This is a genomic window from Maritalea sp. YIW29 (assembly GCF_057219265.1).
The window spans coordinates 1-15,681 of the sequence record NZ_JBXVVF010000004.1; the positions used below are offsets into that span (position 1 = coordinate 1).

At 47.9% G+C, this 15,681-nt stretch carries 15 protein-coding genes and 2 pseudogenes; 5 read left to right on the forward strand and 12 right to left on the reverse strand.

Translation table 11 applies throughout. From position 1 onward, the window contains the following. The 3 genes from AC2D8L_RS16075 to dgoD all read right to left on the reverse strand — a co-directional run. Positions 1 to 1,415: glycine-rich domain-containing protein (locus tag AC2D8L_RS16075; protein ID WP_484686526.1), on the reverse strand; the 1,415-nt coding region annotated here is incomplete at its 3' end. 326 nt (positions 1,416 to 1,741) lie between these two features. Then, a complete protein-coding gene (locus AC2D8L_RS16080) occupies positions 1,742 to 2,629 on the reverse strand; it encodes a dihydrodipicolinate synthase family protein (RefSeq protein ID WP_484686527.1) in 888 nt (295 codons plus the stop codon). A gap of 7 nt (positions 2,630 to 2,636) precedes the next feature. Next, entirely contained in the window at positions 2,637 to 3,785 is a 1,149-nt protein-coding gene (dgoD, locus tag AC2D8L_RS16085) for a galactonate dehydratase (protein ID WP_484686528.1), read from the reverse strand. 171 nt (positions 3,786 to 3,956) lie between these two features. Between dgoD and AC2D8L_RS16090 the strand changes: the two genes are divergently transcribed. The 5 genes and pseudogenes from AC2D8L_RS16090 to AC2D8L_RS16110 all read left to right on the forward strand — a co-directional run bounded on the left by AC2D8L_RS16090 (position 3,957) and on the right by AC2D8L_RS16110 (position 7,510). Further along, positions 3,957 to 4,970, forward strand: a complete 1,014-nt coding sequence (locus AC2D8L_RS16090) for a sugar ABC transporter substrate-binding protein (protein ID WP_484686529.1) — start codon at positions 3,957 to 3,959, stop codon at positions 4,968 to 4,970. A gap of 68 nt (positions 4,971 to 5,038) precedes the next feature. Then, the gene (locus AC2D8L_RS16095) at positions 5,039 to 5,839 is read left to right on the forward strand and encodes an ATP-binding cassette domain-containing protein (RefSeq protein ID WP_484686530.1); all 801 of its coding nucleotides are present in this window, start codon (positions 5,039 to 5,041) and stop codon (positions 5,837 to 5,839) included. Further along, a complete protein-coding gene (locus AC2D8L_RS16100) occupies positions 5,832 to 6,803 on the forward strand; it encodes an ABC transporter permease (protein ID WP_484686531.1) in 972 nt (323 codons plus the stop codon). The genes AC2D8L_RS16095 and AC2D8L_RS16100 overlap by 8 nt, the downstream gene beginning before the upstream one ends. 26 nt (positions 6,804 to 6,829) lie before the next feature. Continuing rightward, a pseudogene (locus AC2D8L_RS16105) lies at positions 6,830 to 7,012 on the forward strand (GntR family transcriptional regulator); the annotation flags it as partial. A gap of 9 nt (positions 7,013 to 7,021) precedes the next feature. Further along, positions 7,022 to 7,510 carry a FadR/GntR family transcriptional regulator gene (locus AC2D8L_RS16110; protein ID WP_484686591.1) on the forward strand — a complete coding sequence of 163 codons (489 nt, stop codon included), beginning with the start codon at positions 7,022 to 7,024 and terminating at the stop codon, positions 7,508 to 7,510. A gap of 345 nt (positions 7,511 to 7,855) precedes the next feature. On the opposite strand, the gene AC2D8L_RS16115 is transcribed toward AC2D8L_RS16110, so the two are convergent. The 9 genes and pseudogenes from AC2D8L_RS16115 to AC2D8L_RS16155 form a co-directional block, all read right to left on the reverse strand. Then, positions 7,856 to 8,491 (reverse strand): tyrosine-type recombinase/integrase, encoded by a 636-nt coding sequence (locus AC2D8L_RS16115; RefSeq protein ID WP_269395297.1) that lies wholly within the window; start codon positions 8,489 to 8,491, stop codon positions 7,856 to 7,858. A gap of 163 nt (positions 8,492 to 8,654) precedes the next feature. Further along, on the reverse strand, positions 8,655 to 8,954 hold the full coding sequence (locus AC2D8L_RS16120; RefSeq protein ID WP_484686532.1) for a DUF6958 family protein: 300 nt from the start codon (positions 8,952 to 8,954) through the stop codon (positions 8,655 to 8,657). Further along, positions 8,947 to 9,105 carry a hypothetical protein gene (locus tag AC2D8L_RS16125; RefSeq protein WP_484686595.1) on the reverse strand — a complete coding sequence of 53 codons (159 nt, stop codon included), beginning with the start codon at positions 9,103 to 9,105 and terminating at the stop codon, positions 8,947 to 8,949. The genes AC2D8L_RS16120 and AC2D8L_RS16125 overlap by 8 nt, the downstream gene beginning before the upstream one ends. A gap of 75 nt (positions 9,106 to 9,180) precedes the next feature. Then, positions 9,181 to 9,564, reverse strand: a pseudogene (locus AC2D8L_RS16130) (GFA family protein); the annotation flags it as partial. Continuing rightward, positions 9,482 to 10,111 carry a TetR/AcrR family transcriptional regulator gene (locus AC2D8L_RS16135; protein WP_484686533.1) on the reverse strand — a complete coding sequence of 210 codons (630 nt, stop codon included), beginning with the start codon at positions 10,109 to 10,111 and terminating at the stop codon, positions 9,482 to 9,484. The pseudogene AC2D8L_RS16130 and the gene AC2D8L_RS16135, both read right to left, overlap by 83 nt. A gap of 347 nt (positions 10,112 to 10,458) precedes the next feature. Continuing rightward, positions 10,459 to 11,478 (reverse strand): IS110 family RNA-guided transposase, encoded by a 1,020-nt coding sequence (locus AC2D8L_RS16140; RefSeq protein WP_484686534.1) that lies wholly within the window; start codon positions 11,476 to 11,478, stop codon positions 10,459 to 10,461. A 697-nt stretch (positions 11,479 to 12,175) separates the two neighbouring features. After that, entirely contained in the window at positions 12,176 to 12,922 is a 747-nt protein-coding gene (locus AC2D8L_RS16145) for an inositol monophosphatase family protein (protein WP_484686535.1), read from the reverse strand. Positions 12,923 to 12,987: 65 nt separating this feature from the next. After that, complete coding sequence (locus tag AC2D8L_RS16150; RefSeq protein WP_484686536.1) at positions 12,988 to 13,971, reverse strand: glycerophosphodiester phosphodiesterase family protein; 984 nt, start codon at positions 13,969 to 13,971, stop codon at positions 12,988 to 12,990. Positions 13,972 to 13,978: 7 nt separating this feature from the next. Next, positions 13,979 to 15,679, reverse strand: coding sequence for an ABC transporter permease (locus AC2D8L_RS16155; RefSeq protein ID WP_484686537.1), 1,701 nt, complete (start codon positions 15,677 to 15,679; stop codon positions 13,979 to 13,981). Positions 15,680 to 15,681: the final 2 nt, after the last annotated feature.

The window sequence follows — 15,681 nt, forward strand, 5'->3', positions numbered from 1 at the left end:
TCGGCGGTAGAGGCTTGGCCCAGATTGTCTGTCACAATAAGTGAAAATGTGAGCGTTGCGTCGGCGTCACCTGCAAGCAGGGTTGGTGCAGTGAAACTGGGTTGTGACGCCGTATTGGATGACAAAGCGACAACTGTCCCAGCAGTTTGCGTCCAAGCATAAGTGAGAGACTGGCCCGGATCGCTGTCTGACGATGCACTTCCATCTAGCGTAACACTCGCTGCGGAAACCACGGTTTGATTGGGCCCAGCATTGGCTGTCGGCGTGGTGTTTCCCGGAGCGGTCACCGTAACATCAATGGTGTCGGCGGTAGAGGCTTGGCCCAGATTGTCTGTCACAATAAGTGAAAATGTGAGCGTTGCGTCGGCGTCACCTGCAAGCAGGGTTGGTGCAGTGAAACTGGGTTGTGACGCCGTATTGGATGACAAAGCGACAACTGTCCCAGCAGTTTGCGTCCAAGCATTGGTCAAGGATTGATCGATAGCGAAGCTAGTTCCAGATCCGTTCAGCATGACATTTGCTGCAGAAGCTAAGGTCTGGTTTGATCCTGCGTTGGCTATCGGTGATGGTACAAGATAACGTAAAATCACGATACCAGAACCGCCAGTTCCGCCTTGGAAGCCATTGGTGTTTATGCCGCCGCCACCGCCACCGCCGGTGTTGGCAGTTCCCGGATTGCCGTTTCCAGAAGTGGAACCATTGCCGCCGCCGCCAAGCCCGCCTGTCCCCGCGTTACCGCCGGAGGCTTTTGACTTGCCGCCGCCACCGCCGCCGCCATAATAAGTCGCCACTCCTGAAATTGTGCTGAGTTTACCATCGCCACCGTTTCCTGCACTGCTCCCAGCGTTTTGCCCAGCGGAGCCAGCACCTCCCCCTCCGCCGCCGTGAGCTCCGTTACTGTTTCCACCAGCTTCAATTTGACCCGCTACACCTGCCAATCCTGATGTACTGCTCCAGACGCCTCCGCCGCCTTCACCACCAGTTGCATTTCCGCGCCGCGCGGTCTTGCCACGCCCGCCGCCAGTCGCAACAATCCCGTTGAACGAACTGTCACCGCCATCTGTGCCGTCGGCACCTCGCGTGACACCTCCGGTTCCACCATTACCAATAACAATGTTGAAATTGCCTGGGGCGGTCGCAACTGTTCCTTTGCGAACGCCACCGCCGCTTCCACCGCCGCCCGACTCGCCGCCGCCGCCGCCGCCGCCGGCGACAATGAGGTATTCAACATTTGTGATCGATGAAGATACGGCAAGGGTTCCAGCGCTCGTAAAGGTGTGCACCCTGTAAGTAGAACCGCCATCAACAACCTCAGTTATGGTGCCACCGGTTGCTTGGGCAAAAACCGCAGTTGCTGATGCGACAGAAGCAATGATAGCGCTGATCAGTATTTTTTTCAGGCTAGTTAATTGCATGTTGTCTCAGGTCTCAATTCGCGACGTCGTTATTCGGTCGTCAAGAAGATTCATGGGGACCAGTTACCCAATTATCTACGATTGTGGTTAATTTGCGTTTAAGGAATGACCAAAAAATACGGATTTTAATAACATACAAGGCAATGATTGGCCGTCGGCACATCGCGGTTTTGCGGCCGTTTGGATCATTGGTAACAAGACGCGGATTGAAGTTGATATTCAATCAGGTTTCAAAATATTTCGAATTTGATTTGTTTTATTCCGCATCACAACTCGAGGTTTCGTGATCCAAGAAATTTGATAAATTGAACTCTCGCAGGAAAACTCTACAATTCATTCAGTTCGGTAGCCCACTTTCGTGCAGTTTCTTCACCAAATTCAGTTGCGGCAAGACAAGGGGAGCGGTCAAAAACGGCAACCCCTGCATTCAATCCAAACATGCGTTTTCCATACGTTATCAGATGTTCTAGCGACTGCATAGCAAAGGCGATCGCGGGGGACGCATTTGCATATAGTGCTTCAGCGGCCTCCCTATCGCCTGATTGCCAAAGGTCAAAAATGCGAGCTGCCACTGGGGCGATATCCGGAGCAAGAACAAACCCATTGCAACCCGCTCGAAGGCAGTCCGTCATCTCCATGCCGCCGCGTCCGCCCAAAATATCAAGCTTGTCACCAGCAGCGTCGATCACGCCTTTAATGCCAAGTACTGAATCCTCGCACTTTACAGCAATAATATTTGCGCAGAGCTCGCGCAGGCTCGTAATTTCGGTCGCCGAAAGGGCCCGCCCCAAATATTGCGGCGCATTTTGAATCGCGACAGGCAGGTCAATTTGAGACGCTACACTGCAATAGAATTCAATATATACATTTGCCCCATAATTGCCGACCATAGGCGGTTGTAGGATGAGCCAATCCGCTCCGGCGCGTTGTGCATGTTCGGCCAGCAATAATTGCTCATGTATCGAGCTGCCTGCAATGGTGACGGAAAGAGGCAGTCGACCTGCATTTGCTTGTGCAACCACATCAATGATTTGCAAGCGCTCGGCAAATGTCAGTTTGAGAACTTCTGTTGCCAATCCCAAAACCGTAATGCCGTGGCATTTGTTTTCAATGCAATACTCGACTTGTTTGGCCATGCCTTGTTCGTCGATTGCCTCTGACTTGTCAAAGAGCGCATAAAGAACCGCATGTATGCCTGATAGGGATAAAGTCATTTTTACCTCACCACTCAGCTATTGAGCCATCTTCGTGCCGCCAAACTGGAGCACGCCATTTATGGCCCTGCTTAGCACGCTCAGCTACCATGTTTTCATCCACAGTAATGCCTAAGCCCGGCCCTTGTGGAATATCCAAATATCCATCTTTGACAGAAAAGCGGCTTTCTTCAACAAGGTAGTCATTGAGATCGCCACCATTATTGTAATGAATGCCGAGGCTTTGTTCTTGAATAAATGCGTTGTGACAGATTGCATCAACCTGCAAACATGCTGCCAGGGCAATTGGGCCAAGCGGGCAATGGGGGGCAAGTGCAATATCATAAGCTTCTGCCATATGGCCAATGCGCACCATTTCCGAGATTCCACCCACATGGGCTGTATCAGGATTGATGACACATGCGGCATGTTGCTCAAACACATGTTTGAATTCATAGCGAGAGTGCATGCGCTCGCCGACACAAAGGGGAAATGAGGTTTGGCGCGAAAGCTCTGCCATAGCGCCAACTTGCTGAGAGACAACTGCATCTTCAACGAAAATGGGACGAAGCGGTTCCATTTCTTTTAACAGCACTTTTGCCATAGGGTAGTGAACGCGACCATGAAAATCGAATGCTAAATCCATTGTAGTCCCAACGGCTTCCCGAAGGTCAAAAAGCGGGCGTAAAATGCGATCGATCTTGGCATATGAATCAACAATTTGCAGCTCTGGACATATGTTGAATTTTACAGCGTCATAACCTTGGTCTCGAAGAGCCGTTACGCCTGAAATAAGGTTTTCAGGTCGATCACCACCTGTCCATCTATAGCTGCGGATTTTGTTGCGTACTGGTCCACCCAATAGTTGGAAAATAGGCTGGCCGAACGCTTTGCCTTTGATGTCCCAAAGTGCCATATCGATGCCAGACATTGCGCTCATGAGAACTGGGCCGCCGCGATAACATCCGTTGCGATAGATTTTTTGCCAAGTGTCTTCAATGTGGAAGGGATCGGTACCGATAAGCATATCTTCAAGTTCATGAATCTTTGCACGCAACGTTTCGGTGTGACCTTCCAAAACCGGTTCTCCCCAACCATCGATGCCATCGCTGGTTTCAATTTTCAAGAACAGCCAACGAGGGGCCACAACAAATGTTTTTAGTCCAGTTATTTTCATTATAAATCCTGCAAATAGGCTTTCGTTGATCGCAAAACGAATTATTAATTATGTACGACAAAAATACTAGAAATGCAAATATGTATGACATATTGACGTGTCAATTTGATTGTGTTTTAAGTATGTCTTGGTCGTTTGGCCGAGTTAATTTTGATTTATGGGAGGGATAAAATGTTTTTGAAAATGGAAAACTTAAAACCAGTGTTGGGCAAGATTGCCATTGCTGCAACTGCTTGCTTTATCGCGGTAGGTTCAGCACAGGCTAGTGATATGACAAGTTGCGATGGGAAAAAGTTCGTCTTCTTCCCAGGTGGACCCGAGGGCGGCGCATTCGCGTCAATCGTTTATAACGGTGCAAGACTTGCTCAAGAACATACTGGATGTGATGTTGAGTATGTTTGGTCGGATTGGAGCTCAGAGAAAATTGTACGTCAATTCTCTGAAGCGATTGCAAGAAACCCAACTGGTATTGCGGTTATGGGTCACCCCGGTGAGGTTGCATTAGCGCCTTTGGTTAAAAAGGCGCGTGAAAAAGGCATTATTGTTACGACACAAAATGTTGGCTTGCCTGAGGACGAAAAAACACACAAGGCATCTGGTTTTGGTTATGTGGGTGCAAAGAACTACTCAGCTGGTGTAAACTTGGCACGCGGTTTGGCTGCTCAGTGTGATCTTAAAGAAGGCAGCACTGCTTTGGTTTGGGGTCTTTTGGCACAGGAGGCACGCGGTGAACGTTCACGCGGTGCAATCGAAGGTCTAAAAGAAGCTGGTATCACGGTTGAGTATCTTGAAATCTCAGACGCTGTTAACAAAGATCCAATTCAAGGTATCCCGGTGTTAACGGCCACACTTGCCTCAAACACCAATATTTCTGCTGTGATCGCTGATCATGGTGGTCTAACGGGAACATTGCCAACAATGTTGAAGGCTGCTGGTAAAGCTCCTGGTGATTTGTGTGGCGGTGGGTTTGACCTTTCTGCCGCAACGGTTGAAGGCATTCGTTCAGGTCACATCCATGCGGTGCTTGATCAACAACCATTCCTACAAGGTTATCTGCCAATCGTTCAGTTATACTTGAGCAGCCAGTTTGGTTTTGCTGGAATGAACATCGACACTGGCGCAGCGATTATCACTGCGGACAATGTTGAAGCGGTCAGCGCACTTGCGACAGAAGCAATTCGCTAGTCCGCTCCATGAACATCTCTGGGGGGACTTCCCCCAGAGCTTTTACAAAAGATGTAGGTGCATAGGATATGAGTGAAGACGTCGCAGGCTCAAAGGCATTGTTTGAAATGTCTGACGTGAATTTATCGTTTGGGCGCGTCGAAGTGCTCAAAGGTGTTGATATCGAAATTGGCCGCGGGGAAGTTGTTGCTTTGGTTGGTGACAATGGTGCGGGTAAGTCTACATTAATTAAAGTGATCACCGGGGTTCACGTTCCTGATTCTGGGCAGCTGTTTGTGGAAGGTGAAAAGGTACACTTTAAGTCTGTCCGCGATTCTCGTGCGCATGGTATTGAAACCGTTTATCAAGAACGCGCACTCGCAGACAAGCAAGCTATTTGGCGCAATATTTTTGCTGGCCGAGAAATCCGCAATTCATTTGGTTTTATGGACATTAAGCGCCAACGCGCAGATGCCGATAACCTTTTAAGAAACAAAATGGGTTTTACCTCGCGGGCGATTACCATTGATACCGAGGTTTCCAATCTCTCTGGTGGCGAAAAACAAGGTGTTGCGATTGCGCGGGCCCTGCATTTTCAAGCCAACTTGATCATTCTTGATGAACCGACGATGGGCCTTAGCCTAAAAGAAACCGAAAAGGTTTTGGATTTCACTCGCCGAATTAGGGATGAGAACAAATCTGTTATTCTAATCGATCACAATATTTTGCACGTCTATGCGGTGGCAGATCGGTTTATCGTTTTGGACCGGGGACAAGTTGCTGCGAACTTTAAGAAAGAAGAAATAGAGCGCGATGCGTTGGTCGACCTGATGGTGGAACTGCACCACAAGGGACAAGTAAGTGGAAATAAAGGATCATCAAATGAGTAATGTTGTTCAGCGCCTCTATTCAAAAGTTGACCGGTTAGATGTGGCAATCACATTAATCTTGGTGTTGCTGTTTGGGATTTTTATTTTTTCTGCCCCGGATGTTTTTTTGCGGTTTGATATTTATCGTTCATTCATGACGACATTGCCTTACATTGGCATTTTGGCGCTTGCGGTTACCTTTATTGTAACCTTGGGCGAAATCGATCTGTCTTTCCCATCCGTTATGGCATTGAGCGCTTGGGCTTTTGCTAAAACTTTTGAAGTGACCGGCAGTGCGAGTACGGCCTTTATCGTCAGCCTTGTGGCAGGTGCCAGCTGTGGCGCTGTAAACGGCGCTATCATTACACTTATTGGGGTGCCATCAATTGTCGCAACGATTGGCACTATGTTTGTTTGGCGCGGGCTTGTGAATGTGCTTGCGGAAGGCAAGGGAATTCCTGTTGTTGAATTGGCCGAAACCGCATTCCGCGATATACTCGTTGGTCGGATTTTTGGTGAAATTCCGATGCAATTTGTCTGGTTCATCATAGCGGCTATCGTTTTAATCTACATCTATCGCCGCCATGTCTTTGGCACCCACGTATTGTTTGTAGGCGACAATAAAATCTCAGCGCATATGATGGGCATAAATGTAAATTTGGTGCGGATGCTGTGTTACGTCTTCATGGGCGTAGCTTCCGCATTTGCTGGCGTGTTGCTGGTAAGCGAAGTCACCTATTTCTGGCCATCTACCGGCGACGGTTTCTTACTTCCGGCTCTTGCTGCTGTTTTTGTGGGGGGCACATCGGTATTTGGTGGCCGAGGCTCAATGTATGGTACGCTGGCGGGTGTGTTTGTAATCGGTTCACTGGAAGCAGGGATTGTTGCAATGGGCCTCAAAGGTTTCTATACGCAATTGATATATGGCCTCATGATAACGCTCGCTGTTTGTTCCTATACGATTTTTATCGAAAGGCGTCGTTGATTTAGCAAACGAAAGCACACCCTTTTATGGAAACTGTAAGCCAAAAAATTGCTGCACAATTGGGACGCGATATAGTGTCAGGTCGCAGAAGCGGATCACTTGGCTCAGAAACCGAAATTGCCAATGAGTTTAAAACCTCAAGGGCAAGTGCAAGGGCTGCTTTAAAAACGCTCGAAGAAAAACGGTTGTTTACGACCAAAAGGCGCGCAGGAATGCATGTGTCACCGGAACTAGGTTGGGATTGGACTGATCCCGATGTTATTTATTGGGCACTTGAAGTGCCCGAGAAACAAGAAGGCCTTATCAAACAACTCTATCAATTCAGGCGAATTATCGAACCCGCGGCGGCTGAACTGGCTGCGGAATATGGGGATGAGAAAGCCAAACACGCAATATCACAGTCCCTAAAGAAGATGATGGTTGCTGGTAATCGTGAAGAAAAACTTGAAGCAGATATTAGCTTTCACAAAGGTATTCTGGCCGCCACCGGCAATCCGGTGTTGCAAGGGTTTTCGGGCATTCTAACCAGTCTTCTGCAACATTTATTTGAACGTCAGTTAGATAGAACGCAAGCAGATGACTTGCGTTGGATTGATGACCATTCAAGGGTTTTTCATGGAATTGCAAACAAAGACCCATCTAGCGCGCGCAACGAAATGCTTAAGTTGCTGGGTTCAGCCGAAGCTGTGCATGAAGAGCCCAACTAATTCGCTCGGCCTGATACTTATTCACGTGCTGCGTAATAAGCCGTGAATAAATGTTTCAAGAGAAGGATGATGTTCAGCACCTCCCGAATGTGTTGGAACGTGAAGTCTAAGGCTTGCCTGGAGTCCTATTCCTTCTCCTGATTTTTGGTGTAGAAACATTATCAGCTGAATTCAAGACACCAAGTGCTCGAATGTGGGCTGCGCATCGTCGGATGCAGAGCTAAAGACACTACAATTAGACTGCCATATTTCGCGAAAATACATCGAAGGTCTGCTTTCAAGCACGAGATTGGATTGCGACGAACGGCAGCTTTAGGCCGGTTGTTCAACCGACCCAACAGACGATTAGATCTCGACACCTTCAGAAATGGCCAGTGCGTCCTCCAGATCTACACCAAGATAGCGAACGGTGCTGTCCATTTTGGTATGACCAAGCAGAAGCTGAACTGCTCTGAGATTTCCCGTTTTTTTATAGATTTGTGCAACCTTGGTTCTGCGCATCGAATGTGTTCCATATGCGCTAGGTTCAAGTCCAATAGACACGACCCAGAGTTTCATCATTCGTGCGTATTGTCGTGTCGAGATGTGGGGACGGTCTTGGAACCGACTGGGCCACAAATATTCATGACCGCTCATAAGCGGATGAGCAACCCAATCAGAAACGGAGGCCCTTGTCCCTTCGGTGATTTCAAATCGAACAGGCGTTTTCGTTTTGCTCTGCAAAATGGAAGCGCGTTCTTTGACTGAGCCAGCCGCGAAAATATCGGAAACTTTCAATCGAACGAGATCACAGCCTCTCAGTTTACTATCGATTGCCATATTGAACAGTGCCAAGTCGCGTAATGCTTTTGAAAGCTCAAGCCGGACCCTAATTGCCCAAACATGCTTTGGTAACAACGGTCGTTTTTGTCCAATTAATCTACCATGGTTCCAAGCACGTTTAGATGGAATAATCATAGGGAGGTTTTCGGAAGCAGACATAATTAGTCCTTTGCTCCATACCCTCCATCCTCAGCACTTAGACGTTCAGCAACACATTATTTCACTTACTGCGTAGGAATTGCAACTTCCGCTTTGAGCCCATTTGAGACCTTCGCCCGTGCAAAAACAATCCTTTTTTCGACACCAAAGCCAACAATATGTCTCACCGTTTCCGAAACAGTTTTACAGGCTTGGTTGAAGCTCGTGCGATGACACCTTTTGCCTCCAAGTCCAACTGAACCGCTTTCAACCACCAGCCCGCTTTCGCACCCTCTGGAAAAAGGTCGTTAGACAGATGCGGGAGAAGTGCAGTTTTTGCGTCCGCAACCTTCAACCCCTCGGGTTCGGAGGGCAACACCTTCAATAGCGCAGCGCGCATATCCGTGTACTTTGCTCGGTCAACGCGTTGTTTGTGTTCGGGCGAGGTAATACTCTCGATTTCTATTTTGTCGTTGTCAGGCATCAACCTTCCCCTTCACTTCAATCTGCGGATCACGAAACCCCATAGCTACCCATGCGCCAAATATTTTGGCGTAAAACGATAAGGAATGATGCTTTAAGCTTGGAACGCCATCATCTGGCAGTACGCTAGGGTCTGATAGGTCCGCCGTCATGGTTCTATAATTCACTGGGGGAGTCTGACCGCCTGGCCATAATTGACTATAAAGGCTGACCCAGTGCCCTCCTTTCATTTCCATGAAAACAGCTGTGTTGCAGCACGTTGATATGACCCGCCGCGTTCCAGCATCGGCATTCAAACGAAATTCTCTCAAGTTCTCTTGCCCCGAAACAATGCGAACGCGGTCTTTGCGATATTCACAGCATCGTGTTGCGCCATAATCGGTAAGGATAGCGGGTGTGCCTTCCAACTTCTGCAGTCGATCTGCAGCTTGCCTGCAGCTATCACAAAGACATTCCGTCACCATGAAGGGTTCGCCGCTCACTTCGAGCCTCGTTTCTCCACAAGTGCATTGTAAGTTTGGCATGATATTAGATACTCCGTGACTGTTTGAACAAGAGGCGAATGTATCGCTCAAGATGGTCGAGACCTTCGATTGCCAAGGTTGCGTCATTTCCTGCTTTCGCTAAAACGAAAGCGCCCTGAATCACCGTTTGGGTGTGCCGTGCAAGACTTTTGGCTGTCCACCCATCAATGACTTGATGCTCCGCCATGGCCGAAGAGATGTCAGCTTCCAATGTCGAGGCATGGCCGAAGATGCTGTCGGCACACGCCTCACGGATAGCTGGTGAAATCGAATAGACCTCCTGTGCCATCGTTCCCACAAGACAAGTGAACTCCGAAATTTCACCTTCAATGATAGCTTTACGAAACGCCACATAGGCCAAAATACGGTCGAGCGGATTGTCCGGTTGATGGTAGGGCGCATCAGCGAAGAACGCACTGGTCGTTTCAGCCCAAAAATTTGCCGCAGCAACTCCGAGCGCTTCTTTGCTCCCAAAACTGTGAAAGAACGCACCTCTAGTTACACCTGCCTCCTCACAAAGATTGGCAACAGAGGTAGCCGAAAAGCCTTTTGTGCGAATGAGCAAACGTGCCGCTTCCAGCAAGCGGGTTTTTGCGTCACCACGTTCGGGTTGAAATTTGGTAGGTCTTGCCATAATGAATACATACCAATCGATTGGTATGTATGTCAATCGAGTTAAACCATTGCAAAAAATTCAGTTTTGCAACCAACCAACAATGGTCGGTTTGTCCTGTGTGGATGGCTCCGTTTTTGCAAGTCCTTTTTTGTGATTTATGTATTTTGTCAGAAGCAGTCTTGTGTTCGGCCTGTTGACGCGACGCACATGGCCGCTGGCCCTGATGGTTTCCACCAACCAAGTCCCATTCCGCACATCGAACAGCAAGCGTTCAGGACAAAACACGGGTTGTCTTGGTTTTAGGGCTGACAATTTTTCCATCACTTCATTGGTCTTGCAATCTCTTGTTTTTTGTTTCGTTGTGTTCAAACGGTTCTCATTTTGTAGGGTTCATTGCGGGTGAGCACGGCCCAGATCATTCGTGCAGTCTTATTGGCCATGGCAATTGTAGCCACTCTGCTTGGCTTGCGTGACAGGATGTCTGCAAACCAAGGGTCGAACTTCTCTGGCTTTGCCCTGATCGATCGAATGCGGGACGTCATGCCCAGAACCAATAAACGGCGAATGTACTGATCCCCCATCTTCGATATGTGTCCCAGACGTTCTTTTCCACCGCTTGATTTGTTGAGTGGCGTTAATCCCAACCAGGCAGCGAACTCACGACCGTTATTAAACTGCTTACCGCTGCCAACTGTTGCAACAATTGCTGAAGCAGTAATCTGCCCAACACCTGGAATTGTTCGAAGCAGCGCAACGCGTTTCTCGAGCTTGGCGATCTGGTTCATCTGACGAGAATAAAGTAGGATTTTTGAATGTAAGAACCGCAATTGATCACTAAGTGCAAAGATCACATCGCCCGCCACTGCAGGCAGGTCAGATTGTTCTCCATTCAAACAGTCCTTGGCGAACTGCAGAGCATGATAAATCCCTTGAGGAAGAACAACGCCAAACTCCGCCAGTTGCGCCCGCAACATATTGATTGTCTGTGTTCGCTGCCGAACGATGAGATCGCGTGTTCGGTGAACTGCAAGTATCGCCTGTTGTTCGGGTGTCTTCACTTCAACAAATCGCATCGTTGGCCGAGTAACCGCTTCGCAAATGGCAGCCGCATCTACAGCATCTGATTTGCCACGCTTGACGTAAGGCTTCACATAAGCTGGTGGGATCAGTTTGACATCATGACCCAGTTTGATCAGTTCACGTGCCCAGTGATGACTGGTTCCACACGCCTCGATGCCTACCAAACACGGTTCGAGTTTAGCAAAGTATGACAAAACCTGTGCCCGTCTCAAAGCACGGTTGAACACAACCTCGCCGCTCTCGGTGATACCGTGGATCTGAAAAACATTCTTAGCCAAATCTCGGCCAATTGTTGAAACACTCATGGGGTGGCTCCTCTAAAGCAGTTTGTGACAACTGCAGTATGGCGCATACAACGCCGTTGGTGCAGGAGCCATCCACACCATCCGCACAGCCGACATCGCAAAGCGTCGGCCATTCCGAATCTTGGTGCCTGGTTTGTGGAAATCCCTATTTTGTCCTCTTTGCAATCGGTTGAGGATATCCAAGTGTGTAATATGTATATTCTGGACTTTTAGGTCAAAATTCCGCATAATTTTTCCTGAGGCAGCATATCTTACCTGTGCTCAGACTTTTTCGGTTGAAACTAACGCTAGAAAACACGGGCTTTTCCCGATTTTTCTTTAATATTGTTTCCTGCAGTCCGGCTGCGTACCGTGTGTATCTTTTATGAGGACTTTGTCCGATTTTGGAACAAAAAGTGATTGTGGTAATGTGTTGATCTAGTTGGAAGTTTGGGGTTCAAGACAGCCAAAGTGGCGTTTGAACGACCCTCCTCCTCCCTGCTTCCCTGCGTTTCCTGAGTGCTTTCCAAGGAACTGTGTGGATTTTTCCTGAATGCAAGGAGGTCCGTTATGTCCAAATTGTACATTACAAAGAAACCACTTATCCGACCACATGTGTCGCCAAAAGAAGACAACATTGTCTGGGATGAGGAAATCAGAGAGCTCGGACTTCGCTGTCGTGGCAACTCCATGACGCCAAGTTCAATTTCTATCGGAACTAACGAGAAACGGGAATTGCCGAATTGCCAATGTGGAGCTGCAGTTGATTGTTGGGAAGTTTGATGTCTCGTGGCAAGCACCGCACTTGGGCGTTCGCGAATTCATTGCCCTCATCAAATTCGACGTCCATGCCCGCGGCCTTACAAAGTGCAATGCCAGCAGCACAATCCCAAAATCCAATACCTGCTTCCATGTACCCTGCCATACGGCCAAGCGAGCAATATGCAAGGGCAACCGAGCAAGACCCCAAATTGATGGGATAATAGCCTAATTGCTCAATTTGAGTCTCAACAACAATTCTCCTGTCTGCATCCCATACTCCATTGCGGCCGACCCCAAACACTAGGGGCATAGATGAACCGGAGATTTTCTTCTGACTGGCTTGATCCAGGCCTAGGTCAACATGACCAATCACCGTTTCACCTAATACTGGCATGGCGATAGCACCGAACTGTGGTTGCCCATGTTCAACATACGCAACAGAAATTCCCCAGAGCGGCAACCCTGAAAGAAAATTTGAAGTGCCGTCAATCGGATCAATTATCCAATATTTATCACTAGGTTCTCCACCCAATTCTTCGCCGACAACATCATCTTGCGGAAATTCGGTTTTGATGCTGTTTAAAATTTCTAACTCCACCGACCTATCGGCGTTAGACACGAAATCTCGTTGGGACTTTTCAGAAATTGCCAAAGTATCGCGCTTTAGGAAAAAGGCGCGCGCAAGATTACTTGCACGATCCATTATGTTCCCCATCGCATGGTATCTTCGTAGATTTAGATCGGTCGAATCTTTATGTTCAAAAGAGGTCAAATTGCGTGCCCTTCAGGTCGAAAACCTGACGAACGAAGCCAATCAAGCAAAAACTCTGGCTCGTCTGTTTGAATCACCGTTGCACCATGGGCTATCCAAAAACTGTAAACACTATCTGGGGCAAAACGTGCTAGCTGACAGTTGCGACCACCATTCCATTGATGGCTGCCGGGAATTTTTGGATCAACGTAAAGCGTGTTGATAAATTGGCGAATATTGTTCCGCGCCATTATTTGTCGGGCTTCAAGCGAAAAGAGCCAACCTCCTGCTGGAGTGAACCCGAGATGGTGAAGTAAGTTGTAGCCTTGATCTCCGGCCTGATAGTCAACAACACATTCCACACAGGATAGGTCAAACAGCTCGACGACTTCTTCTAGGGTTTTCATCGTGTCTCGGCTGTCAATAAGAACAGGCACAAAATCTATTTTGTGCGGCGTCGTTGCCAGAATATCGGCAACTTTTTGAAAATGCGTTGCATCATTTTGATTTGACTTGAGTGTAACCTGCGGCAACACACCAGCATTCGCGGCAACTTCAGCTATCTTGGGAATATCTGAAATGTCGGTTTTCACTTCAACATTGACCATCATTTCACCTCCCAGCGTCAGAAAGATTTCTTCTAACGTGGGAATTTTAGAATCGTACGCTTCTCGCGTTCCAGGATGAACCAAAGGAATATCTTTGATGTCACTAAAATTGTAGTCTGAGATATTCCCCTTCGCTCCACTTGTTCTGTCGAGCGTTGCATCGTGCATAACAATGGCTGTGCCGTCCTTTGTAAATTGAACGTCAATCTCAACATTGTCACATCCGATCGAGCGCGCATGTGCAATTGAAGCCACTGAATTTTCTGGGCGCAAAAGTTTGTTGTCTCTGATAAAAGCGCCCCGATGAGCGGTGACAAATACTTCACCCACAGTGCCACTGGGGTCTCGCCACTTTTGCGCAATATTGGAGATGGATTTGGTACTCTCGCTCATCGAAAACTCACTTCTTAAGTTGTTGATTGCGCAATCCATGACGTTGCGCGAACGATATTATGACGAATGAGAAAACCATAATCAGGGTCATATAGACCAAGTTGATGGCTGCTTGCTCCGGATTGGACGAACGAGCACCTTCAAACAAAGCAATCGACAATGGCTTGTTGTTCACGTTGAACAGGAACGCAGACATCGAATATTCGCTCAAAATGCCATTTATGTTCATGCCTGCAACAAGAATTATTACCGGTAAAATTGCCGGAAATGTTATGCGGAAAAACCGATAAAATGGGGACGCACCAAGTGAACGCCCAGCTTCATCCAACGTCGGGTCGAGCGACCAAAACGCTGCACGCAGAAACCTAATCATTAGAGGAATAACTACAATTGCATAGCCGACTGGTAGTATCCAATATGATCCCAACAGCGTGTAATTTCCGACCAAAATGTTAGGCGTTGAAAATGCGACGATCAAACCAATGGCAATGAATGGAGCTGGTAGTATCCAAGGTGTCATAAATGTCAAATCAAGTGCGGTTGTAAATCCGTTCTTGAATTTATGAGCCACCACAACAACTAACAGGCTGACAGCTAATCCAACCCCCACGGCGCATAAAGCCATAATCAAACTGTTTTTCAAAGGCGTGAATGCAGAGCCCCCAGACAGTACTGCAACATAATTCTGCAAACTGAGTGAAGACGGAAATACCTCAGACATTATCGAAGCGGCCGGCGCAAACGAAAAGATAAATATCAGCAGAACTGGGAGTAATTGGAGCGCCGCTATGAGGTACGCACCAACATGGACCAAAATGTTTACCCTTTTATTCGCAATTTTGATCCTCGTAATGGGAACAGGCGTTTTTGCACCACCCGTATAGCTGCCGCGTTTTTCAATTTGCTGCATAAAAATGATGCAAATAATGACGGCAATTCCTAAACCAATTGAGAGCATCGCTGCCATATCGGGCCGACGCAAGCTGTTCAGCGTCAAGATCAATTCAGCAATCATGTCGAATTTTCGTCCACCGACAACGGCCGGAATTGCAAATGAGCCGAGTGATTTATAAGTGACCAATAATGTGGTCGCAAAAATCGTTGGCAAAAGCAACGGCAGAACAACCTTTATAAATGTCCGTAAATTGCTCGCACCTAAGCTTCTGGCGGCCTCAATCATCGAATAGTCGACCCGCCTCATTGCTGCCCGCAGAAACAAGAAGTGAAAACTCGTCAGCAAGAACGTATGAGCGAGCACAACTGCAAAAATTCCAGAAAACCAGTCATTGGGCAAAGCTGGAAACACCGATTGCAGTCCGCGGGTCACTACACCCGTTTGACCATACGCAAAGCTGTACCCGGTTGCTGCAACCACGGAAACAAAAACCAGTGGCAGCGAATATGCGAATTTCAAAAACTTCCGTCCACGTACCGAAATATATTCAAGTGCCGCCACTTGAAAAATTCCAACAATGTTCACAGTGACAACTGATAATACAGTGACGATCAAAGTGTTTAGAATGGCGTTGTTTACGCGTTTAGAACGCGCCAGTTCTGCGAACGCATCAAAGCTGACTGTACCGCCGGCAACAAAGGCCGATTGCAGCACGGTGAGAATTGGCGTGTAAATAAACGAAACAGCGATCCACAGCAGACAAGCAATGCCAAAGTACATTAGACCGCGTTGTAGCGTTAGGTGCGAGGACATTC

Excerpts from the sequence above, each read along its gene's own strand:
- AC2D8L_RS16080 (WP_484686527.1), bottom strand. The coding sequence starts at position 2,629 with ATGACTTTATCCCTATCAGGCATACATGCGGTTCTTTATGCGCTCTTT.
- dgoD (WP_484686528.1), bottom strand. The coding sequence starts at position 3,785 with ATGAAAATAACTGGACTAAAAACATTTGTTGTGGCCCCTCGTTGGCTG.
- AC2D8L_RS16090 (WP_484686529.1), top strand. The coding sequence starts at position 3,957 with ATGTTTTTGAAAATGGAAAACTTAAAACCAGTGTTGGGCAAGATTGCC.
- AC2D8L_RS16095 (WP_484686530.1), top strand. The coding sequence starts at position 5,039 with ATGAGTGAAGACGTCGCAGGCTCAAAGGCATTGTTTGAAATGTCTGAC.
- AC2D8L_RS16100 (WP_484686531.1), top strand. The coding sequence starts at position 5,832 with ATGAGTAATGTTGTTCAGCGCCTCTATTCAAAAGTTGACCGGTTAGAT.
- AC2D8L_RS16115 (WP_269395297.1), bottom strand. The coding sequence starts at position 8,491 with ATGTCTGCTTCCGAAAACCTCCCTATGATTATTCCATCTAAACGTGCT.
- AC2D8L_RS16120 (WP_484686532.1), bottom strand. The coding sequence starts at position 8,954 with ATGCCTGACAACGACAAAATAGAAATCGAGAGTATTACCTCGCCCGAA.
- AC2D8L_RS16125 (WP_484686595.1), bottom strand. The coding sequence starts at position 9,105 with ATGACGGCGGACCTATCAGACCCTAGCGTACTGCCAGATGATGGCGTT.
- AC2D8L_RS16135 (WP_484686533.1), bottom strand. The coding sequence starts at position 10,111 with ATGGCAAGACCTACCAAATTTCAACCCGAACGTGGTGACGCAAAAACC.
- AC2D8L_RS16140 (WP_484686534.1), bottom strand. The coding sequence starts at position 11,478 with ATGAGTGTTTCAACAATTGGCCGAGATTTGGCTAAGAATGTTTTTCAG.
- AC2D8L_RS16145 (WP_484686535.1), bottom strand. The coding sequence starts at position 12,922 with ATGGATCGTGCAAGTAATCTTGCGCGCGCCTTTTTCCTAAAGCGCGAT.
- AC2D8L_RS16150 (WP_484686536.1), bottom strand. The coding sequence starts at position 13,971 with ATGAGCGAGAGTACCAAATCCATCTCCAATATTGCGCAAAAGTGGCGA.
- AC2D8L_RS16155 (WP_484686537.1), bottom strand. The coding sequence starts at position 15,679 with ATGTCCTCGCACCTAACGCTACAACGCGGTCTAATGTACTTTGGCATT.